The sequence below is a fragment of the Virgisporangium ochraceum genome (genome assembly GCF_016863655.1).
In the GTDB taxonomy this organism is placed as follows: Bacteria; Actinomycetota; Actinomycetes; order Mycobacteriales; family Micromonosporaceae; genus Virgisporangium; species Virgisporangium ochraceum.
In genome coordinates, this window is the sequence record NZ_BOPH01000096.1 from 1 (window position 1) to 21222 (window position 21222).

Annotated in this window: 18 protein-coding genes; 7 read left to right on the plus strand and 11 right to left on the minus strand. The window is 72.5% G+C overall.

The features are described 5' to 3' along the window. Positions 1 to 70: 70 nt before the first annotated feature. The 5 genes from Voc01_RS34930 to Voc01_RS34950 form a co-directional block, all read right to left on the minus strand. On the minus strand, positions 71 to 2818 hold the full coding sequence (locus Voc01_RS34930; RefSeq protein WP_203931928.1) for a fibronectin type III domain-containing protein: 2748 nt from the start codon (positions 2816 to 2818) through the stop codon (positions 71 to 73). Positions 2819 to 2855: 37 nt separating this feature from the next. Then, entirely contained in the window at positions 2856 to 4355 is a 1500-nt protein-coding gene (locus Voc01_RS34935; protein WP_203931929.1) for a carbon-nitrogen hydrolase family protein, read from the minus strand. A gap of 108 nt (positions 4356 to 4463) precedes the next feature. Further along, positions 4464 to 5519 carry a magnesium/cobalt transporter CorA gene (gene corA / locus Voc01_RS34940; protein WP_203931930.1) on the minus strand — a complete coding sequence of 352 codons (1056 nt, stop codon included), beginning with the start codon at positions 5517 to 5519 and terminating at the stop codon, positions 4464 to 4466. Between the two features lie 66 nt (positions 5520 to 5585). Continuing rightward, the gene (locus tag Voc01_RS34945; RefSeq protein WP_203931931.1) at positions 5586 to 5999 is read right to left on the minus strand and encodes a ChaB family protein; all 414 of its coding nucleotides are present in this window, start codon (positions 5997 to 5999) and stop codon (positions 5586 to 5588) included. Between the two features lie 64 nt (positions 6000 to 6063). Further along, positions 6064 to 6822 carry a hypothetical protein gene (locus tag Voc01_RS34950; RefSeq protein WP_203931932.1) on the minus strand — a complete coding sequence of 253 codons (759 nt, stop codon included), beginning with the start codon at positions 6820 to 6822 and terminating at the stop codon, positions 6064 to 6066. A gap of 91 nt (positions 6823 to 6913) precedes the next feature. On the opposite strand from Voc01_RS34950, the gene Voc01_RS34955 reads away from it, so the two are divergent. Beyond that, positions 6914 to 7267, plus strand: a complete 354-nt coding sequence (locus Voc01_RS34955) for a DUF2795 domain-containing protein (RefSeq protein ID WP_203931933.1) — start codon at positions 6914 to 6916, stop codon at positions 7265 to 7267. 5 nt (positions 7268 to 7272) lie between these two features. Here Voc01_RS34955 and Voc01_RS34960 read toward each other — a convergent pair whose 3' ends face one another. Beyond that, positions 7273 to 8235, minus strand: coding sequence for a TIGR03557 family F420-dependent LLM class oxidoreductase (locus Voc01_RS34960; protein WP_203931934.1), 963 nt, complete (start codon positions 8233 to 8235; stop codon positions 7273 to 7275). A 97-nt stretch (positions 8236 to 8332) separates the two neighbouring features. Beyond that, positions 8333 to 9994: a RecQ family ATP-dependent DNA helicase gene (locus tag Voc01_RS34965; protein WP_239160691.1), complete on the minus strand. Its 1662-nt coding sequence runs from the start codon at positions 9992 to 9994 to the stop codon at positions 8333 to 8335. A gap of 62 nt (positions 9995 to 10056) precedes the next feature. Here Voc01_RS34965 and Voc01_RS34970 point away from each other — a divergent pair, with 62 nt between their 5' ends. From Voc01_RS34970 to Voc01_RS34980, 3 genes are read left to right on the plus strand one after another with little or no spacing between them, the layout of a single operon-like run. After that, a complete protein-coding gene (locus Voc01_RS34970) occupies positions 10057 to 10620 on the plus strand; it encodes an RNA polymerase sigma factor (RefSeq protein ID WP_203931935.1) in 564 nt (187 codons plus the stop codon). Beyond that, entirely contained in the window at positions 10601 to 11332 is a 732-nt protein-coding gene (locus tag Voc01_RS34975; protein ID WP_203931936.1) for a hypothetical protein, read from the plus strand. The genes Voc01_RS34970 and Voc01_RS34975 overlap by 20 nt, the downstream gene beginning before the upstream one ends. A 51-nt stretch (positions 11333 to 11383) precedes the next feature. Continuing rightward, positions 11384 to 12469, plus strand: a complete 1086-nt coding sequence (locus tag Voc01_RS34980) for an S-(hydroxymethyl)mycothiol dehydrogenase (protein ID WP_203931937.1) — start codon at positions 11384 to 11386, stop codon at positions 12467 to 12469. Between the two features lie 24 nt (positions 12470 to 12493). Here Voc01_RS34980 and Voc01_RS34985 read toward each other — a convergent pair whose 3' ends face one another. Then, positions 12494 to 13027 carry a DUF5709 domain-containing protein gene (locus tag Voc01_RS34985; protein WP_203931944.1) on the minus strand — a complete coding sequence of 178 codons (534 nt, stop codon included), beginning with the start codon at positions 13025 to 13027 and terminating at the stop codon, positions 12494 to 12496. 112 nt (positions 13028 to 13139) lie between these two features. Between Voc01_RS34985 and Voc01_RS34990 the strand changes: the two genes are divergently transcribed. Both Voc01_RS34990 and Voc01_RS54220 read left to right on the plus strand, forming a co-directional pair. After that, entirely contained in the window at positions 13140 to 14186 is a 1047-nt protein-coding gene (locus Voc01_RS34990; protein ID WP_307781602.1) for a glycosyltransferase family 4 protein, read from the plus strand. After that, on the plus strand, positions 14146 to 15921 hold the full coding sequence (locus Voc01_RS54220; RefSeq protein WP_203931939.1) for a tetratricopeptide repeat protein: 1776 nt from the start codon (positions 14146 to 14148) through the stop codon (positions 15919 to 15921). The genes Voc01_RS34990 and Voc01_RS54220 overlap by 41 nt, the downstream gene beginning before the upstream one ends. Positions 15922 to 16625: 704 nt before the next feature. Here the strand turns inward: Voc01_RS54220 and Voc01_RS35000 are convergent. The 3 genes from Voc01_RS35000 to Voc01_RS35010 all read right to left on the minus strand — a co-directional run bounded on the left by Voc01_RS35000 (position 16626) and on the right by Voc01_RS35010 (position 20058). After that, a complete protein-coding gene (locus tag Voc01_RS35000; protein ID WP_203931940.1) occupies positions 16626 to 16967 on the minus strand; it encodes an STAS domain-containing protein in 342 nt (113 codons plus the stop codon). Positions 16968 to 17030: 63 nt separating this feature from the next. Beyond that, positions 17031 to 18371, minus strand: a complete 1341-nt coding sequence (locus tag Voc01_RS35005) for a DUF1501 domain-containing protein (RefSeq protein WP_203931941.1) — start codon at positions 18369 to 18371, stop codon at positions 17031 to 17033. A 4-nt stretch (positions 18372 to 18375) separates the two neighbouring features. After that, entirely contained in the window at positions 18376 to 20058 is a 1683-nt protein-coding gene (locus Voc01_RS35010) for a DUF1800 domain-containing protein (protein ID WP_203931942.1), read from the minus strand. A gap of 272 nt (positions 20059 to 20330) precedes the next feature. Between Voc01_RS35010 and Voc01_RS35015 the strand changes: the two genes are divergently transcribed. Then, positions 20331 to 21218 carry a hypothetical protein gene (locus tag Voc01_RS35015; RefSeq protein WP_239160692.1) on the plus strand — a complete coding sequence of 296 codons (888 nt, stop codon included), beginning with the start codon at positions 20331 to 20333 and terminating at the stop codon, positions 21216 to 21218. Positions 21219 to 21222 lie beyond the last annotated feature (4 nt).

The window sequence follows — 21222 nt, forward strand, 5'->3', positions numbered from 1 at the left end:
AACGATCACACCTCCCGCGAAGACAGAGCGTCCGAACGCACAGTGACACACACCCACGACTACATACGAATCAAGTGCCGGACGGCCGGCCGCTCCCGGTGGGTGTGGGCCGCTTCGTGCAGACGGCCGGCGACGGCCCGACCCCGGAACCGGGCTCCCCGGCGACCGTGAAGCAGTAGTCCTGCGCCGGGTCGAGCTGGTTGACGGTCACCGTGGTCGTGCCGGCACCGACCCGCTCCGTCTTGGTCGCGGGCCCGTCGGCCCGCCCGTACGACACGACGAACGAGGCCTGCCCCGCGCTGGGGTCGGTCCACGTCACGGTGACGGACGTGCCCTTGTCCTCCAGCGTCAGCCCGATCGTCGTGGGCGTGGAAGCGGTCGCGGCGGGCCGCTCGCCCGAGGGGTCACTGGCCAGAAAGACCGCGACGAGCGCGGCCGACCCGCCGAGCAGCAACAGAATCAGAACCACGGAGACCACGACCAGCGGCCGCCGCGACCGATGGCGCGTCACGGTGGGTGGAGCCGACGACCGGTGGGCGGGCACCGGGCGGGCGGCCGGCATGGGCGAGGGAGTGGGCGGGCCTGATACGGGAGGCCCACTGGCAGGCGGCGTCGAGACCGGGATGTGCGGCGGCGCGCTGACGGGTGGCGCGTTGACTTGTGGTGGCGCACTGATGGGCGGCGCGGAGGTGGGTGGGGCACTGATGGGCGGCGCGCTGACCGGCGGGGCGCTGGCCTGAGCGCGCGGCGGGGCGCTGACCGGCGGCGCGCTGACCGGCGGTGCGGAGGTGGGTGGGGCGCTGACGAATGGGGCGTTCGCCGGCGGGGCGCTGGCCTGAGCGCGTGCTGGGGCGCTGACCGGCGGGGCGCTGACCGGCGGCGCCGGGGCCTGAACATATGGCGCGGCGCTGACCGGCGGAGCCGAGGTGGGCGCCACGCCGCCCGATTGTTCCGAAGCCGGAACGTCCTCGGCCGGCTGAACGGCGGCGGACGCGGCCGGAGTGGGAGAGAACCACGGATCCGAGGACGCCGAGTCCTCCCGGTCCCCACGCGCCAACGGCCCGCCCTGACCGATGCGCACCGTCGACTCGGATTCCGGATCGTCAGCGTCCTCGGTACCGGACTCCGCTTCCACCCGCGGCGTGGCGACGTCAGCCTCCGCAGGTGGGGGCGCGGCCACCTCGGCCTCCTGGCGCGGAGCTGGCTCGGGCTCCGACAACGGCAGGGCCAGGGTCTCCGCCGACGGCGGGGTGTCCAGGGCGGGCCGCGTCACCGGGCTGTCCACTGTGGACGCTGTGGCCGGGGAGGGTAGCGCGTCCGACGTGGGGCCGGCCGCCGGCGGCAGTTCGGTGTCGTCGGCCGCCGGCAGGGCGGGCGGATCCCGGTGGGTCTCCGGTTCCCGCGCCGGCGAGGTGACGTCCCGCGGTTCCGGGGTCGGCTCGGGTTCCGCGTCCGGGGCTGGGTGCGGGCTGGCCTCGGGCTCCCGCGCCTGTGACGGGACGATGAGGGTCAGCTCGACCGTCCGGCCGAACGGGGTAGCGGGCCGATCGTCCCGCTGCGAGGTGGACTCGGCGGCGGCGACGGTCGGTTCGACGGCTGCGGGCTCGTCGTGCGGTGCGGGGTCAGAGGCACGGACCGGCTCGATCTCCGGCGTGGGTTCCGGTGCCGCTTCCGGCTCGGCGACCTGCGTGGGTTCATCGGAGGCCGGCCCATCCTGAGGCGTGGGCTCGGCCTGCGGCTCAAGGCCGACGGGAGCGGCGGGCTCGGTCGGTAATACAGGCGCCGGCTGCGAGGGCTCGTCGTGCGCCGTCGGTTCGGGGGAAGGCGAAGGCTCGTGGTGCGCCGTGGGCTCGGGGGAGGGCACAGGTTTGGCCGGAACAGCGGGCTCGGCCGGAACAGCGGGCTCGGCCAGCGCGGAAGACTCGGCGGGCACAGGAGGTTCGGCCGGCACAGAGGGTTCGGCCGGAGCCGCAGGTTCCGCCAGCGGTGTCGGCGCGGCGGTCGCGGCTGGCTCCGGGGCGTCGGCCACCGTCGGGGGGTTGGCTGCGGCCTCCTCCCGGGGACGATGAACGGGTACGGCCGCCGTTGCCCGGATCGGGGTGGGCTGGGAGGGTACCCGGGCCCGGCCGGTGGACGGGGGAGCGTCCACAGTGGACGGTGCTGCTGCCATCGGGGCGGAGGGTGGCGGTCCGTACCCCGGCTGAGGCGCCGCGTGCGGCTGGGGCCCGTGCGGCTGCGGCGCGTGCGGCTGCTGAGGCGCGTACTGCTGAGGCGCGTACTGCTGAGGCGCGTACTGCTGAGGCGCGTAAGGCTGAGGCGCGTAAGGCTGAGGAGGCTGCGGCGCCACGGGCTGCTGCGGCACGGACGGCCCAACCGGTACCGGTGTTCCGAAATAACGGTACGCCGTCTGCACATACTCGTGATGTGGCCCCAGCAGCCCCGGACCATAGCGGCGGATGCGGTCGAAGTTGCGCCGGGCCTCGTGCCGGTTCTCCAACTCGTGCGCGATCATCGCCAGGTCGTACGACAGGCCCAGGATCTGCACGTCGTTCTCGCCGCGGGTGAACTGGCCAGCGGCAAGCGCGTTCTCCAGCAGCGACCGCGCATCCGGCAGTTCGCCGAGCCGGCGCCGCAGGCCGGCCAGGACGCGGGTGGCCTCCAGCACCACGCCGTCGTCCTTGCCCAGCTGGTAGCGGGCCTGGTCGAGGACCTCGGCCAGGCCGGCCGCGGCCGTGCGGGGGTCGCTCTGGCCGGCAGGTCCGGCGGCGTGGGTTGCCGCGGCGGCCAGCCGGCCGCCTAGGCTGTCACCAAGGGACACCTCGATATGCTGCCCGCCCATCCCCGTTGCCGCCACCTCAAGGGGCGGATCGTGTCGACTCGGTGACACGGGGATGGAGTTCACCCGCGACGGTGACCGCGTCGGCGGCCACGAACCGGGCCGGCGCGCCGGCGGCCAGGATGGCCCCACCGCCGCCGGGGCCGGGGTGGGCCGCGGCGACGATGTTCAGCCCCTGCTCCAGGGAGCGGGCGGGGAGGCCGATCGTCAGCTCCCAGCGCTCCGCGGGGGCGCACGGCACGGCGACGAGGTCGGCGCCGAGGCGGGACGCGATCTCGAACACCTCCGGGTACAGGGCGTCGTCGCCGACGACGAGTACGAGCCTGCCCCAGGAAAGGTCGAACGGCGTCAGCCGATCCCCGAACGCGGCCTGCCAGCTCAGGTGCCGCCCGCACGGGTGCATCTGCACCTGGCGTCCGATCACGCCGGACGCTCCGATCAGCACGCCCACGTGTGCGGCGTCGTCGGGGAGGCTCGTCACCACGTGGCACGTGGAGTCCTCCAGGGCCTGCGACACCACGTCGACGGCGATGCCGTCGAGGAACGAGCCGTCGGCCCGCCCGTCGGCGTAGTGGAACAGTTCGGGCAGCACGATCAGGTCGGCTCCGTCGGTGGCGGCGGCGCGCACCAGGCGTCCCGCGTCCTCGATCGCAGACATTCCGTGTCCGCGCGGCCGCACCACCGCCACGCGCGTGGTCGCGGCCGCCGGCGGCTTCGAGCGCGGTGGACGCCCCGCGCCATAGAGGCGTGGGCGCCGCGCCAGGAAGATGTCACCGCCGTCTGGCCTGGTCTTGTCGTCAGCCCAGCCGGGTTCGAGCCGCGCCACGGCCACGCCTTCGGCGTCCCGCGGCGCCGCCGTCACGGTCGCGCCGTCGGGGCCGTACAGGCCGCTCTCCCCGGCAAAATCGTCGGTGACCGCGTGAGCGCGGCCGATCACGTTCGCCGCCACGATCCACACCTTGCTCTCGGCGGCCCGGACGGGCAGGTGCAGCCGTGCGTCGTCGGGGTCGGTCGACCACAGGGAGGCGAGCAGCACCTGGGCGCCGCCGAGGGCGAGGGCGCGGGGGATCTCGGCCTGCCGGCCGTCGGCGCCGCCGTACATGCCGAACCGGCCGAGGGGCGTGTCGACGACGCGCGGCGGTGTGACGACGGGGTCGAGGAAGCGGCCGACGGCGCGGTCGTCGGCCCGGGCGATCACCTCGCCGGCCGGGTCGACGAGGAGGTTGCTGGCGGTGACGCGGTCGGCGTCGGCGACGGTCACGTGGAGCTTGACGTACACCCCGGCGGCGGCCGCCGCCGCCGCGACCGTGCTGACGAACTCGCCGCCGATGCCGCAGGCGACCCGCCCGGCGTGGGCCCGGTCGTCGTACCGGCCGGGATGGTTGGCGTACCCGGGCAGCACCACCACCTCGGCGCCCTCGGCGGCGGCCGACTCGACCGCGTGCACGCAGGAGGCAAGATTCTCGGCCACCGAGGACCCGACGGCGAACTGCGCCGCACCGACCCGAACCCCGTTCAAGCACGCCCTCCCGAAACGCCGGCTGGAGCCCCGACGACGGTCGTGGATGCGGCGGTGACCGGTAATCTACAAGGCCCCGGCGACCCCGTGGGCGCACCCCGGGTGTGATTACAGCCAGCCCGAACGTCGGAACAGCCGGTAGATGACGAAGATCGACAGGGCCATCACGATGAGCACTCCGAAGTACCCGTAGCGCCACTGGAGCTCAGGCATGTGAGTGAAGTTCATCCCGTAGATGCCGGCGATCGCCGTCTGGGCGGCGGCCATGGCGGCGTACGCCGCGATCTTGCGCATGTCGTTGTTCTGGTCGACGCTCAGCTGGGCGAGCCGGGCCTGGAGCACGGTGTTCAGCAGTTCGTCGTACGAGTTGATCTGCTCGACCACCCGGTTGAGGTGGTCGGACACCGACTTGAAGTAACGGCGCAGCCCGGCCGGCAGCTCGGCGCGGTCCTCCAGCAGGCGCTGCATCGGACGCTGCAGCGGCACCACGGCCCGGCGGAACTCCACGATCTCGCGCTTGAGCTGGTAGATGTGCGCGATGTGCTCGGACCGGTGCCGGGCGAACACCGCCTCCTCGAGCTTGTTCACGTCGTCGTCGACGGAGTCGGCGACGTCCATGTACGCGTCGACCATCCGATCCATGATCGCGTGCGCGACCGACCACGGGCCCATCGCCAGGAACGCCCGCCGGCGCTCCAGGTCGGCCCGCACCTCGGCCAGCGCGCCGGGCGCGCCGTGCCGCACGGTCACCACGAACCGGGCACCGAGGAACACCATGATGTGACCGGTCTCGACGACCTCCGACCACTCGTTGAGCTCGGCGTGCTCCACGTAGCGGGCGGTGCGCAGCACGACCCGGGTGTGGTCGCCGTACCGGTCCATCTTGGGGCGGTTGACCTTCGCGGTGGCCTCCTCGACGGCGAGCTCGTGCAGCCCGAACACCTCGGCGACGTAGCCGAACTCGTCCGCGGTGGGCTCGTGCAGGCCGAGCCACACGAACGCGCGGGGGTTGCGGCCGGCCAGCGCGACCGCGTCCGGGAACGCCAGCTCACCCGGTTGCCGCACCCCGTCGACGTACAGCGCGCAGTCGACGATCGAGTTGTTGAGCATCGGGTGGTGCGGCGCGACCTTTGGAGCGGGCGCCTGCCGGGGCGGGTTGAGCAACCGGGAAAACCTGTCACTGACCCTGCTCCGTAGACCGGACCGCCTCTGCTCCACCACGAGAGGAGGTTACTGGGAACGCAGCGCCCTGGCCGACTCCCGGCGGTTCGCTTTCATGATCGCGTCGACGAGTTCGTCCTTGGTCATGCTCGACCGGCCGGGAATGTCGAGCCTGCGGGCCACGTCGAGCAGGTGTTTCTTGGTCGCATTCGCGTTGACGCCCTCGGCCGTCGGCGTGGTGCCCCGGCGGGCCGCCGCGCCCTTCTTCTCCGCCTGGGCGTCGCTGGGTCCCTTGGTCTCCTTCGGTTCCCAGTGGTCGCCGACCTTCTCGTGGGTGTGCTTCAGCGCCGAGAACGCGGTGCGGTGGGCGCGTTCGCCCTCGCCGTACTGCTCGACGGCCGAGTCGTGCGTCTTGCCCCAGGTCTCCTGGGCCTTGCGACCGGACCGCTGGATCGTGCTCGGCATGTCCTCGCGTGCGGGCATCGTCAGACCTCCACTGCAAACGCGGACGGGCGGCCCGATCGGGCCGCCCGTCTCGCGGGGGTGCTTACCAGTTGCTCATGAACGGAAGCTGGGTGTCGAGCCAGTCGCGCAGCCGCGAGACCTGGTCGACGTCGGAGTCGAGCCACGACACCGAGCCGTACATGGCCAGCACGCCGAGCACGGCGCCGCCGATGCTGAGCAGCAGCGCGAACGCCGACAGGCCGCCGCCGGCGATCCGCGGCCGGCCGCTGGCAGACATGCCCGCGAACGACAGCAGCAGGCCGAGCACGCCGAGCGCGATCGCAACCGGCGCCAGCCGGCCGGTGAGCGCGGCGTACACGGAGGTCAGGCCGACCATGAGGGCCAGCGTGGCGAACAGGCTCGCCCGGGCCCGGATCTTCTGCGGTGCCGGTGCCGGCCGGGTCTCCACCCGGTCGTCGACCCCATCGCGGTCCCGGTCGACGGCCGGCGGCGCGACGACGGGACGCTCGACGACCCGCTCGCGCTCGACCACCGCCGGCCGGTCCACGACCGCCGTGGTGCCCGCGTCCCTGCCGTCTTCCCGGTCGGCCTTGTCCGCGGCGAGCCGTTCACGGGCCGTGAGCCGGGCCTGGGTGCGTTCGTGGGCGGCGCGCGCCTCGTCGGGCGTCACGATGCCGTCCCGGTTCGTGTCCCGCGGATCGACCCTTTCTGTACGGTCGTCCACCCCGTCGCGGTCCCTGTCGACCATGACGGTCCGGTCGGTCGCCGAGGCGCTGCCGACCGCTGTGGGCCGGTCCTGCTCCTCGGTGTGCCGCCGGTTGAACAATCCGATCTTTGCCACGGATGTCACCTCCTGCGTCGTACAGCGGAATACCCATCCACGCCGGTTCCCACACCGTTTTGTGCCGGCATGGGAGGGGTAGGCGACGCCAATGGAACGCGGAAGCACGAAACACGGACCCGTCCTCGACGGGGAGATGGCCCATGAGTTCCAGGACCCGCAGGCTCCGGTGGAGGACCAGCCGGACCTCGGCGCCCCGCGCGAGGGTGGCGCCCCGCCCGGCATGACCTACGACGAGGTGGAGGAGCGCAGCCGGCTCGGCCGGTACATCCCGCGCAGCAGCCTGCCGGGCGACCGCGAGGAGCTGATCGTGGGCGCGAACACCCTCGCGGCGCCCGAGGACGTGATCGAACAGCTGGCGGGCCTGCCCGCGGGCGAGCGCTACCGGACGGTCAACGAGATCTGGGCCGCGCTGGGCCACCACAACGAGGAACGCCGCACCTGAGAGCTCTACAGCGCGCGTAGCGCGGGGAGCAGGTCGGCCTCGGCCCAGCGGAGGAAGTCGCTCTGGCGGTCGGCGCCGATCTGCACCACCGCGACGTGGGTGAAGCCGGCGTCGAGGAAGCGCCGTACCGCCTCGACATGCCGGTCGAGGTCCGGGCCGCACGGGACCTTTCCGGCGATGTCCTCCTCGCGCACGAACTGGCTGGCCGCCTCGAACGCCGACGGCCCCGGCAGTTCGGCCATCACCGGCCAGCCGAGGGCGCTCCAGCGCCACTGCTCCAGCGCGGTCTTGCGGCACTCCTGCTCGTCGGGGCCGTAGCAGATCGCCACCTGCCCGTACCGCGGCTTGCCCTTCGACCGTCCCGACGCGAACCGCTCGATCAGGTCACCGTCGGGCTCGACGGCCACGATCGCGTCGCCGAACTCGGAGGCCAGGTCGGCCGACGCCGCCCCGGACGCGGCGACCGCGATCGGCACACCCTCGGCGGGACGGTCGTACAGCCGCGCCTCCGGCACGTCGAAGTAGGACCCGTTGAAGTTCACCGTGGCACCGGCCAGCAGCGGCCGGATGATCTCCAGCGCCTCGCACAGCATGTCGTGACGCACGCTGACGTGCGGCCAGGCGCCCACGACGTGCTCGTTGAGGTTCTCGCCCGCGCCGACGCCGAGCGTGAACCGTCCCTGCGAGATGACGCCGACGGTGGCCGCCATCTGCGCCACGATCGCGGGGTGGTACCGCCGCACCGGCGACGTCACGAACGACATGAGCCCCATCCGCTCGGTGGCGTGCGCCACCGCGCCCAGCACCGACCAGGCGAACGGCGAGTGCCCCTGCGCCTCCACCCACGGGTTGAAGTGGTCGGAGACGACGGCGTAGTCGAAACCGGCGTGCTCCGCCTGGATCGCGTCCGCGATCAACTGACGCGGTCCGGCCTGCTCACAGAGGAGCGTGTACCCGAATTCCGCCACCGGTGCCTCCCTCGCTGTCACGCACCCCAGGAAGACGCCACCACAGGGCGGCGCCCGCGCGCAGAAGGGGCGTATCCGAACGGCGGATTTTCAAACATCACCGTATGTAGGCAAGAAGTTGCTGCTCAACCACCACCGGCACGGAGAGGGTCTTGTAGCCCACGTCGTCGAACAGCACCGTCATCCGGTCACCCTCGTAGCGCAGGACCATTCCGGACCCCCACTCGGCGTGCGACACGGTCGCGTGCACCGGGTACGGCTCGGCCGACGTCGGCGCCACGGTCTCCACCGACCCGTCGGCGCAGTTGTCGCAGTGGCCGCACCGCTCCTCCAGGTGCTCGCCGAAGTACGACAGCAGTGCCTGGCCGCGGCAGTTGGTGGTCTCCGCGAGGTAGCGCATCATGTCGATCCGCGACCGCTGGACCGTCTGGAACCGCTCCATGTGCGCCACCGCGAGCGCCGCCGCCTCCGACGGTGACGGCGCGTACCGGGCCAGCCGGAACCCCTTCGACGTCGTCGACACGACGCCGACCTGCTCCAGCACCGACAGCAGTTGGCTGATCTTGCGGGGGCCCAGCCCGGTCGTCTCGCGCAGCTCGTCCCGGGAGACCGCGCGCGGCGCCGCGCCCAGCAGCACCACCAGCCGCTCGACGTCGTCGGGGTCGACGGTGCTGGTCGAGAAGAACTTCCGCAGCCCGGTGTCCTCGGTGCGGAAGAGCAGCAGCGCCTGGGCCGGCTCGCCGTCGCGCCCGGCCCGGCCCACCTCCTGGAGGTAGGCGTCGGGGGAGTCGGGCAGCGTGACGTGGTTGACCCAGCGGATGTTCGGCTTGTCGATGCCCATCCCGAACGCGGTCGTGGCCACCATCACCGGTACCTCGTCGGCGAGGAACGCCTCGTGTCGCCGTTCCCGCTCCGACGCCGACATGCCGCCGTGGTACGCGGTGGCGGGGAAGCCCTTCTTCGTCAACCGGGAAGCCAGCTCCTCGGTCGCCTTGCGGGTGGCCGCGTAGACGATGCCGGGCGGCTGGCTGTCGGTCAGCCGCTGCACCAGGCGGCTCCAGCGCTGGTCCTCGTCGACGCAGTGGGCGGCCTCGAGGAACAGGTTCGGCCGGTCGAGACCGGCGACGATCACGTACGGGTCGACCAGCCCGAGCCGCTCGGCGATGTCCTCGCGCACCGGCGGCGACGCGGTGGCGGTCAGCGCGACCACGGGCGGCCGGTTCAGCGCCTTGATCACCCGGCCGAGCTGGAGGTAGTCGGGCCGGAAGTCGTGGCCCCACGACGAGATGCAGTGCGCCTCGTCGACCGCGACCATGCACGGCCTCAGCGCCGCGATCTCGGCGAGCCGGTCGGGGTCGGCGAGCTGCTCGGGTGTGACGAAGAGGAACTTCGCCGCGCCGGAGCGCAGGTCCTCGAGCGCTTCCCGCTGCTCGGCCGCCGACTCCGCGGAGCTGATGCGCACCGCGCCGACCCCGCGGTCGACAAGCGAGGCCATCTGGTCCTGCTGCAGGGCCAGCAGCGGGGAGACGACCACCGTCGGCCCCGGGAACAGCACACCGGGCACCTGGTACACGGCGGACTTGCCGGCACCGGTCGGCAGCACCACGAGCGCGTCGCGCCCCGCCAGCACCGCCCGCATCGCGTCGAGCTGGTTCGGGCGCAGCGAGGTGTACCCGAAGTGGTCGCGCGCCACCTTGCGGAGCTGGCGGGGCGCCATCAGGCCGCGCGCGGCCCGGCGGAGAGTATCGGCGACGGTCATCGCCGCCGGATGTACCCCGCAGCCGGGAACCTCAATCCCGCCGGCGGTGTCTACTGCAGGAGATGGATGAGGCCACGGCGCTCGCGCGGGCGCGCCGAGGCGACCTGGACGCGTACGAGGTCCTGGTCGCCCGGCACACCGTGGCCGCACACCGGACAGCGGTGCTGCTCGGTGCCGGCGACGACGCCGACGACGTGGTGCAGGAGTCCTTCGTGAAGGCGTTCGACCGGTTGGGCCGGTTCCGCGGCGACGCGGGCTTCCGCACCTGGCTGCTGGCGATCGTCGGGAACGAGACCCGCAACCTCCACCGGTCCCGTAGACGCCGCGACGGCCTGGCCCTGCGCGCGGCCGCCGCCGACGCGCGCGGGCCGGAGCCGGCCGACCCGGTGGAGGAGGCGGTCGCCGCCGACCGCCGGCAGCGCCTCGTCGAGGTCATCGAGTCCCTCGACAGCCGCGACCGCGACGTCGTCGTCTGCCGGTACCTGCTCGACCTCAGCGAGGCGGAGACCGCCGCCGCGCTCGACCTGCCGAAGGGAACGGTCAAGTCACGCACCGCCCGCGCGCTCATGAAGCTGCGGGGCCTGCTGAGGGAAGGGGAGGTGCACGGTGCCGGATCCGCTGGCTGACGAGCTCCGCGACCTCGGGCGCTTCCTCGCGATCCCGGAGGCTCGTGACCAACGCGCGGCCGTGCGCGCGCGCCTCGAGGCCCGGCCCCGGCGACGGCCGCGGTTCTCCCCGCCGCGGCGCTGGGTCGCGGCCGCCGCGGCGGTGGCGGCCGCCGTCGTGGTCGGTGTGGTGCCGCCGGCCCGGGCCGCCGTCACCGATGCGGTGGGACGCGTGCTCCGCTTCGCCGGCGTGGAGATCAGGGACGGCGACCCGGGAACGCTTCCGGCGTCGCCCAGCCCCTTGCCGGCGGTCCGCTCGGTGGCGCTGGACGAGGCGCGCCGGGTGGCGAAGTTCCCCGTGCTGGCACCGACCGCGCTGGGCGTCCCGGAGGAGGTGCTGACCGCGGACCCGGCGCCCGACGGTGCGCCGCGCGTGGTGACCCTCCTCTACCGCGGCGGAACCGTACGGATCGACCAGTTCGACGGCCGGGTCGAGGGCGCGTTCCTGAAGAAGGCGGCCGACGCGGAGTCCGTGCAGGTGCGGGGCGACTTCGGCGTCTGGGTGCCGGCGCCGCACCCGGTGGTGTACGTCGACCGGTTCGGCGTGGTGCGCTCGGAGGCGGCCCGGCTCGCCGGTCCGACCCTGATCTGGGCGTCGGACTCCGCCACCTACCGGGTGGAGGGGTTGACCGACCTCGACTCGGCACGGGCCGTCGCGGAGTCCATGACCTGAGGGCCGATCTGCGGTTGGATGGTGCTGACGCCGCATCTCTTGGAGGAACACATGCCGCACCGGGTCCGCGCTGTCGTCGCCCGCGCGAAGGACGCACCCGTCACCGTCGAGGAGATCATCGTTCCGGACCCGGGGCCGGGCGAGGCGCTGGTACGCGTGCAGGCCTGCGGGGTGTGCCACACCGACCTGCACTACCGCGAGGGCGGCATCGGCGACGAGTACCCGTACCTCCTCGGGCACGAGGCGGCCGGGATCGTCGAGGAGGTCGGCGAGGGCGTCACCGAGGTCGCGCCGGGCGACTTCGTGATCCTGAACTGGCGGGCCGTCTGCGGCGAGTGCCGGGCCTGCCGGCGTGGACGCCCGTGGTACTGCTTCGCCACCCACAACGCCACCCAGAAGATGACGCTCACCGACGGCACCGTGCTGTCACCGGCCCTCGGCATCGGCGCGTTCGCAGACAAGACGCTCGTGGCCGCCGGCCAGTGCACGAAGGTCGACCCGGAGGCGCCCGCAACGGTCGCGGGGCTCCTGGGCTGCGGGGTGATGGCCGGCGTGGGCGCGGCGATCAACACCGGCGGGGTCACCCGGGGCGACTCGGTGGCCGTGTTCGGGTGCGGCGGCGTCGGCGACGCGGCGATCGCGGGGGCGGCCCTGGCCGGCGCCACCACGATCATCGGCGTCGACCTCGACGACCGGAAGCTCGAGTGGGCGAAGGACTTCGGCGCCACCCACGTGATCAACTCGTCGTCGGGCGACGTGGTCGAGAAGATCCGCGAGCTCACCGGCGGGTTCGGCGTCGACGTGGCCATCGAGGCGGTCGGCCTGCCCGGGGTGTACGAGCAGGCCTTCTACGCCCGTGACCTGGCCGGCACCGTGGTGCTGGTCGGCGTGCCGCGCCCCGAAATGGAGCTGACGCTGCCGTTCCTCGAGGTGTTCGGCCGCGGCGGCGCGCTCAAGTCGTCGTGGTACGGCGACTGCCTGCCCACCCGCGACTTCCCGATGCTCATCGCGCTGTACCGGCAGGGCCGGTTCCCGCTCGGCAAGTTCGTCACCGAGGAGATCGGCATCGACGACGTCGAGGCGGCCTTCACCAAGATGCACGACGGCGAGGTGCTGCGCTCGGTTGTCGTCCTCTGAGCTGGCCTTTTGTCGCTGCCGCGACTAGCGTTCCCTGATCTCGTGGATGGCGGCCTCTTCGGCCGAGGGGCCGCCGCCCGCCTCGCCGGCGTCGTACGCGATCGCGTCCTTCTCGTCGTCCTCCCGCACACCCTCGTCTGGCTCGACGAGGCGGCCGACCGGCTCGCCGCGGTCGGTGTCGAACTCGCCCGGCATGTCGTACATGCTCACCGGCGAGTCGGCGTTCGGCTGCACCGGCGGCACGAAGGCCTCGTTGAGGTTGTCGACGTCCTCGGTCAGCGCGTCGCCCTCGTCGTAGTTCCGCCCGGTGCGGTGGGTCTCGGGCAGCTCCTGGGCCAGCTTGTAGTCCATGGGCTCGCCCTGCCGCGCCTCCTCGGCCGTGGTGCCGTAACGGTCGACGGCCAGCGGCACGTCCGACGGCAGCGCGGCGGGGTCCGGACCGTCGGCGATCCGGCCGGACTCGCGGCGCTCGTCGGCGACGGAGTCGTCGTCGGCGTAGCCGGGCAGGCCCTCGGCTTCGGGGTCGGACACGGCGTTCGGGTAGTTGTCCTGGCGCATAACGGGCGGATTACCCATCCGCCGCCGGTATAACCGGGAGATGAAGATCGCGCTGCTGGGTCCGATCGCCTGGCGCACCCCGCCCCGCGCCTACGGGCCGTGGGAACAGGTCGTGTCGCTGCTGGCGGAGGGCCTCGTCGAGCGGGGTGTCGACGTCACCCTGTTCGCGACGCTCGACTCACAGACAAAAGCGTCATTGGACGGCGTGTGCCCGCAGCCCTACAACGAGTCCGACGACCTCGACGGCCGGGTCTGGGAGGCCCTGCACGTCGCACACGCTCTCGGCCGCAGCGGCGAGTTCGACCTCGTGCACAACCACCTCGACTGGCTGCCGCTCGCGTTCTCCGGGCTGTGCCGGTCACCGATGATCACCACCATCCACGGGTTCAGCGACCCACGGATCCTGCCCGCGTACCGGCGGTCGCGCTCCGGGTTCGTGTCGATCTCCGACGCCGACCGCGCGCCCGGGCTGCCGTACCTGGCGACCGTGCACCACGGCCTGGACCTCGACCAGTTCCCTCTCGGCGACGGCTCCTCGGGCGCACTGGTGGCGTTCGGGCGGATCCATCCCGACAAGGCCACCGCCGACGCGGTCGAGATCGCCCAGCGGGCCGGTATGCCGCTGGTGATCTGCGGGCCGGTGCACGACGAGGCGTACTTCCGCCTGCGGGTGGCGCCGTTCGTGGACGGGGTGTCGGTCCGGTATCTCGGGAATGTCGGACCCAGCGAGCGGGCCGACATTCTCGGCGGCGCGGTGGCCCTCCTCCACCCGCTCGGCTTCGAGGAGCCGTTCGGGCTGTCCGTCGTCGAGGCGATGGCCTGCGGGACGCCCGTGATCGGCTACCCCCGTGGCGCATTGCCGGAGACGGTGTCACACGGAGTAACCGGCTTTCTGGTCGACGGGGTGGCCGAGGCCGCCGCCGCGGTCCCGCTGGCGGTTCAACTGGACCGTAATGAGGTTTTTGCGCTTGCCCGGCGAAGATTTTCCGTGACCCGAATGGTGGACGACTACCTGCGGATTTACAGCGATGTCACAGAAGGTCGCACACCGGTGCTTGGCGACTTCGCGACTGAGCCTTACTCTCAATCGCTGGGGGTGGATGGGAGCCAATGGCATCGTGAACACTCGAGTTGCCGAGACCCGGGTCGGGGGGCGTAGCCGCTATCCGGGGCGGCCCGCACTCAGTCCGGCCGCCGACATCGGCGGCACCATCGCCGAAGCCGAGCGGCTCCGGCGTGACGGTGCGTTGCCGCAGGCTCGCCAGGTGTTGGGGCGCGCGGTCGACGTCGCGTCAGCCGTCGCGGGTGCCGACCCGCTGGAGCTGTGCACGGCCCGCCGCATGCTCGGCGAGATCTCGTGCGAGATGGGCGACCCCGGTTCGGCGTACCAGGTGCTGTCGGCCCTCGTTCCCGATGCCGAGAAGGCGTTCGGCCCGCGGCACCCCGCGAGCGTCCGGTCGCTGGCCGTGCTGGCCGCCACCGTGCACGAGCTGGGCGACTACGACGAGGCCGAGCGGCTCTACCACGAGGTCGGCGAGCGCATCGGCGACCAGAAGAGCCGCGCCGGGTCGCTGGTGCGGGTCCGGCTGGCTCTGGTGCAGCGCGACCGCGGCAACCTCGACGCCGCCCGCGACCAGCTCAACGACGCCTACCAGAAGCACCGCGACGCCTTCGGCACCGAGGACCCCGACACGGTCCACATCGCCGCCCAGCTCGCCGAGATGCACCGCGACGCCGGCGACAGCGCCACGGCCCGCCGGGTGCTCACCGTGGCCTACGTGGCGTCCTGCTCGTCGCTGGGCGAGGAGCACGAGCTGACCCGGCGCCTGGAGACCGACCTGGAGGCCCTCGAGGCCCCGATGCCCTCGGCGCCGGTCGACCTCCCGGAAGACACCCAGTCGACGCGCGCGATCAAGCGCCGCCACTCGAAGAAGGGCGCGGCCTCCGCTCCGCGTCGCGAGACCACCGGCCCGATCCCGACGGGCTCTTTCCCGACAAGCGCGACCTCGACGGGTGCGTTCCCGACAAGCGCGACCTCGACGGGTGCGTTCCCAGCGGGCGCGACCTCGACGGGTGCGTTCCCGGCGGGTGCTACCTCGACGGGTGCGTTCCCGGCGGGTGCGACGTCGACCGGCTCGTTCCCGACCCACAACACGGGGCCGCTCCCCGGCCACACGACCGGGCCGCTGCCGACGCACTCCACGGGACCGCTTCCCGCCGGCCCGGTGTCCGGTGGCCCGGCCGGCCCGGTCTCGGGCGGTCCCGCCGGTCCGGTCTCCGGGGCTCCCGCGGGCCGCTTCCCGGGCGGACCCTCCGGACATTTCGCCCAGGTCCCCCCGGCCGTGGCCTCACCCGCCGGACGGGTGGCCCCCGTTCCCCCTGTTCCCCCGCAGCGCGGACCGTTCACGGCGGGCCCACGGTCGTCGGCCACCGCCCCGCCGCGCGGGCCGGGCGTCTACGGCGGTGCCAGCGCTGCCGCCGCGCCGCCCGCCGGCCCGTCAGCGGCGCCGGCCGCACCGCCCGGGGTCTACGGCACGCGGCCCGGGCACGTTCCGGGGCAGTCCCGTCGCCGGGTGGTCGAGACCGACCAGGGCTACGGCGGTCGCCGCACGCTCCGGCCGAACTCGCCGCACAGCGCGCCCCCCGGTCACTCCACGTACGGCGAGCCCCTGTCGCCGGCAAGACTTGCCGCGCTGGCCGCCCAGGAGACTGTGATCCAGAACGTGGTCGTCGACCCGGTGCCCGCGCCCGCTCCGGCGCAACGCCCGGCTCAGCGGCCGGAACGCCGCAGGAGCGGCGGCAACGGCGTCCGGATCGCGGCCATCATCCTGATGATCATCGCCGTGATGGCCGGGATCACCCTGGCCGCGATCGGCATCATGGTCGCCGGCTGACCCACCGCCCACCGCGAACCCTCCGCGCACCCCGCCCGGCGGCCCACCGGACACCCGGTCTATCACGCACCCCCGCCCGGTACGGTCCACCCGCGCCCGCCTGCGCTCCGCGCCCCGCGCTCGTCCCTTTCGTGCGCCGATCTTGCACTTCTGGCCGCCCTTATGCCGAGATATGGGCGGTTTTGTCAGGGCCACGACTGCAAGATCGGCGCACGGGGGCGCGGCGCACGAGGGCGTGGCGCGCGAGTGCGTGGCGCACGAGGGGTGGTGTGCGAGGGGTGGTGTGCGAGGGGTGGTGTGCGACGGGCCGGTGCAACGAGGGGGCGGCGCGCGAGGGATCGGCGCACGAGGGGATGGCGCGCTACGGGCGGCGCACGGGGGACGGCGCCCAAGTGTCCTGAGTTTGTTGATTCGTGTGCAGTCGTGGTGTGTCACTGGGCGTTCGGATGCTTTGTCTTCGCGGGGCTTCGGGTGTCTGTTGATCGTTGTTTGAGGAACGGACCTGCAGTGGGGCTTCAGGTTTGTTCCTCAAACGGCGATCACGGCGGCCGGCACAGACCTGGTGGGCAGATTGACGGTGACGGACCGTGGCGGCAGGGGGTCCGTCCGAGCATGAATGTCGGCTTTGCCTGATCCGCGGCTGTGCGCGAACCTGCGACTCGGGACACGAGCGGATGGTGCGCGACGGGCTGGCGGGCCGCGCGTTACAGGCGGGGCAGGGGTTCCGGGCTCTGGGGCGCGCCCAACAGATCGGCCACCCCCGCCACGGTCAGCTGGCGGCTCACGAACGGGCTCGCGTTCGTCACCACCAGACCAGCGCCGCCGGCCTGGGCGACCCGATGGGCGGAGACCAGCGACCCGATCGCGCCCGAGTCGATGAACGTGACCAGCCCGAGGTCGACCCGGATCGTGTGCGGGCGTTGGGTCGTGAGCACGGACTCGATGGTCGTGCGGAGTTCGCCGGCGTTGGCGTGGTCGACCTCGCCGCGCACGGACAGCACGACAGCCCCATCGGGTGCGACGTTGACCGTGACTGACAAGTGCATAACGGACCCCATCATAGGAGCACGGACACGCCCCGGCGGCACCGGCACGCAACAACGGCACGTTCACGAACCGGCGAAGGCACCGATCCGTCTGGGCTGGTGCTCGGGGAAGATCGCCTGCGCGTTGGTCACCCCGAAGCGGGTCTTGAGCATCTCGGCCAGCACGTCGCGGTAGTCGTTGGCACCGGCGACGTCGCCGTGGTCGAGGGCACCGGAGGACAGGCCCGGCCAGCGTCCGTGCACGCGGCCGCCGTTCAGGCCGCCGCCGAGGAGCAGCATGCCACCGCCGTGACCGTGGTCGGTTCCGGCGTTGGCGTTCTGCTGCACCCGCCGGCCGAACTCGCTCATGGTGACGATCGTGACCCGCGACAGCGCCTCGGGACCGATGTCGGTGACGAACGCGGCCAGGCACTCCGACAGGTGGGTGAGGTTGTTCCTCATGTCGCCGCCGTCGACGTTGCCGAGGCCGGTGTGCATGTCCCAGCCACCCAGGTCGAGGGCGGCCATGCGCAGCCCGACCTTGGCCTTCACCAGCTTTGCCACGTCGCGCAGGCCGCCGGCCAGGCCACCGCCGGGGTACTTCGCCGCCGGGTTCGACGCCATCGCGGCCACCTGCCGGGCCGACTGAAGCGCGGAAAGAGTCGCGGAAGCCTGGCCGACCACCGGGTGGTCGAAGCCCGTGTACAGGCCGCGCAGCGCTTCGAGCGTCCTGTCGTTGGACCCTTCGAGGCGGAAGTCCTGGATGCCGCGCAGCACGATCTTGTTCTGGGTACCGACCAGCGACCGGGGCAGCGAAGAGCCCTCCGCGATCGCCCGGAACGTGGTCCCCGGAGACCCCCACTGCGACAGGACGCGGTCCATCCACCCCGTGCGCACGGCGGTGGACGCGGCGCCGCGCTCGTAGCAGTCCTGGGCCTGGAAGTGGCTGCGGCTCGCGTCGGGCGAGGCGACCGCCGCCACGGCGGCCATCTGCCCCGAGGTCCACAGCGGGTGGACGGCCGCGAGCGCCGGGTTCAGCCCGAACCGCGTCTCGGCACCGCCGTCGAGCAGGGCGGCGGGCTGGATGCCGATGTTCGGGCGCGCCGACAGGTAGTTGCCGTCGCCACGCGGAACGATCACCGACAGGAAGTCCATGCCGCCCCGCAGCATGATCACGATGAGGGTCCGGTCGTCGCCGGGAGCGCCGAACGCCACCTTCGCGGTGAGCAGCTGCGAGCCCAGCGCGGCCACGCCGACGGCACCCGCACCGGCGACCACCCGCCGGCGGGTGAAGCCGAACCGCCACCGGTCCTTCTGCTCGGCCAGTTCCGAGGAGACACACGCTGCCTGGTACCGCACGGCGGCCTCAGCGAGGGAGGGGCCGTAGCGGCGCAGGTCGTCGGCAGATCGAGGTTCAGGTAACAAGAGCTCACCGCAGCCCGTGGTAGACGGAGTCGAGCAACAACGGCGCCAACTGCTCAGCGCGTCCCGTGGTCTTCGCATCGGCCACGCGCGCGCCTTCCGCCAGACCCAGGAACTTGAGCACGACGGCCTTCTGTTCGGTCGGCAGCGGCTGGAACACCAGCCGCTGCGACATCGCGTCGATGTAGCCGGTGGCGGTGCCCGCGGCGTTGGCGGCCATGAGTTGCGTCGGCTGCACGGACGTCAGGCCGCGCAGCTTTCCCTGCACCATCACCCGGTGGCAGTTCCAGACGCCGAGCATGCCGTGCGCCGACTGCCAGGCCGCGGCGACGTCGGGGTAGCCGTCGGGCGGGCTCCACGCCAGCGGCGCGTGGCCGAGCTTGTCGGCGGTGTTGTACAGGTTCTCCAGCGCCTGGTCGGTGTCGCTGCCCGGCGTGAGCCCGACCACCCGCGCGGTGGCGACGATGTTCTCCAGCGGCCGGCGGGTCTTCAGGCCGGTGGCGATCCAGAACTCCACCGAGCGGAACAGGACGTTCAGAACGGGCTTCACGTCGGTGCCGGCGGCCAGGTAGGCCTGCGCGAGCCGGTCGACCAGCGTCGCCGGCGGGTTGTCGCACACGAACCGCACGGCGAGCTTGCGGGCGATGTACCGCGCCGTCGACGGGTGCATGGCCAGGTACGCGAGGAGCTGGTCGCCGACCGCGAGGCCGTCCTTCTTGTTCGGGTTCGCGAAGCCCATGACCTTCACCGCGCCGGTCCAGTGCCGCTTCGCGTCGTAGACGAACGCGCCGTTGCGGTCGACGGTGCGCCCGGTCATGACGTAGGCGCAGTTGCGCACGTCGGTCTCCGAGTAGCCGCCGTCGATACCGACGGTGTGCAGCTCCAGCAGCTCGCGGCCGTAGTTCTCGTTGACCGAGCGCTTGTCGGAGGCGGCGTTGTCGAGGTACCGCAGCATCGCCGGGTGCCGGGCGCTGGCGTGCAGCATGTCGGAGAACTTCCCGAGCGCGTGCGCGCGGATGACCGTGCGGTCCCAGTCGGTGCGGTTGTCCCAGCCGCCGTCGAACGGGTTCTGGATGTTGAGGTGGTTGGCCCAGAAGTCGACCATCACCTCCTGGAGCTGCCGGCTGCTCCACATCTGCCGGCCGATCGTCGCGCGGCCGAGGTGCCAGCTGGGGTCGTTGCGCTTGTCCTCGGGAACACTGCGTCGCAGCTGCTCGATGCTCAGCGCCAGGTACGGGTACATGCGGTTGACCGCGTCGCCGCCCGGGTCCTCGATGCTCGCCGGGTTCAGCTGCCGGTCGATCCAGGCGTCGATGCCGACCCGCTTCACCTCGGCCACGTCGCCGGGCGTCGGCCCGAACGTCGCGCGTCGCAGCAGGTGCAGCACCGGGTCACGGGTCAGCGGCGTGGGGTAGCGCGGGGTCGCGGCGAGGGCGGCCTGCGCCGCGGCGGTCGGGGTGGCGGCGAGGCCGCCGGCGCCGAGGTCGTTGGCGTCGCCGACGCCGGCCGTGTAGCTGGCGTCGCGGTTGGTGAACGAGCCGGCCTTCTGCGGCACCTGCTGGGCGCCGGTAGTGTCCTTCGGTTCTCCGCTGGCCTCGTCGCCGAGGAACACGGCCATCGTCGAGGAGAGCGCGGTGAGGCCGACGGCGCTGGCTCCGAACGTCGCCATCGCCGCGCGCCGGTTGCGCATGAGCCGGTGCAGCGCCGGTCGCCCCGCTGCCAGCCACGTCGGAAGGGTCGATGGGACCGCGTGAGCGGCGTCTTTGTCCGCGGGTCCGTCCGCGTGCCGTCGTCTACCCATGGATCGTGAACCGCCCTCGCCCCTGATACCCGGTGCGAACGTAGTCCGACGATTCTTAGGCGCTCTATCAGCGGATCCTTAGATCTTGCTTAGCTGGGCAGCCTGATGTGCCCGCCCGCGGGCGGTGGTTAGCGAAGGTGGGTACCGGGGAACATCGGAGCGTGGCTGTTCCCGGCGTCGTGTCCGATCCGCCTCCACCTCGGGGGTCGTTGCTGCGTGAGCTGTTCACGATCGAGCGACCTCCGCCGCAGACCTCCGCCGTCCGCCGGTTGCGCATGCTGGTGCTGCTCACGGCCGCGGCGACGGTGCTGGTCGACCTGGTCAACCTGGAGTACGCACCGGAGGGCGGTTTCGGTCTCGCGGTCCGCACGATCTGGGCGTTGCTGCGCGCGGTGGGCTTCCTGGTCCTGATGCGCACGATCCGCTACGGCCGGGTGATCTCCCGCCCGTTCGGGCTGATCCTGGCGGCGACCACGGTGTTCGCGGTGGGTCGGCTGGTCGTGCCCCGGTCGGGTGGGCTGGTGCCGCCGTGGCAGGTGTCGGCCGGGTTCGCGGTGCTGTTCCTGATGTGCGCGGCCGTGATCTGGCTGCTGTTCCGCTCGAAGGCGATCGCCGCGCACCTGACCCGGGTGTCACGGTTCCGGCAGGTGCCGGTCTGGGTGCTGACGGCCCGGGTGGCCGGGCTGTCGCTGAGCGCCCTGCTGCTGGTGCCGTGCCTGGTGGCGATCGGCACGCTGTTCGACGAGCCGCGGGCGCCGTACCCGGTGGCCGTGCCGGTGGTGGTCGGCTGGTTCTTCGCGTCGCTGGGGCTCGGGTTCGTGGTGCCGTGGGTGATGATCTTCGTGATCCTCGGCCAGCGGTGGGCCCGCTGGATCCTCGGGCTGGTCGCGGTGGCGGTGCTCGCCCTGGGCCCGGTCGTGTGCTGGTGGCTCCTCGGCATCGACGGCCTGCTGCGCGACGGCGTACCGATCGTGATCGCGTCGCTGGTCACGCTGTACGGCCTGTGGGCGTCGCGGCACCAGCCCCGCGGCGAGCCGGTCGTCCGTTAGGGCC

Coding starts and splice junctions, on each gene's coding strand:
- Voc01_RS34955 (WP_203931933.1), top strand. CDS start 6,914: ATGGAACGCGGAAGCACGAAACACGGACCCGTCCTCGACGGGGAGATG.
- Voc01_RS35000 (WP_203931940.1), bottom strand. CDS start 16,967: ATGCACTTGTCAGTCACGGTCAACGTCGCACCCGATGGGGCTGTCGTG.
- Voc01_RS34985 (WP_203931944.1), bottom strand. CDS start 13,027: ATGCGCCAGGACAACTACCCGAACGCCGTGTCCGACCCCGAAGCCGAG.
- Voc01_RS34970 (WP_203931935.1), top strand. CDS start 10,057: ATGGATGAGGCCACGGCGCTCGCGCGGGCGCGCCGAGGCGACCTGGAC.
- Voc01_RS34945 (WP_203931931.1), bottom strand. CDS start 5,999: ATGCCCGCACGCGAGGACATGCCGAGCACGATCCAGCGGTCCGGTCGC.
- Voc01_RS35010 (WP_203931942.1), bottom strand. CDS start 20,058: ATGCGCAACCGGCGCGCGGCGATGGCGACGTTCGGAGCCAGCGCCGTC.
- Voc01_RS34980 (WP_203931937.1), top strand. CDS start 11,384: ATGCCGCACCGGGTCCGCGCTGTCGTCGCCCGCGCGAAGGACGCACCC.
- Voc01_RS34965 (WP_239160691.1), bottom strand. CDS start 9,994: ATGACCGTCGCCGATACTCTCCGCCGGGCCGCGCGCGGCCTGATGGCG.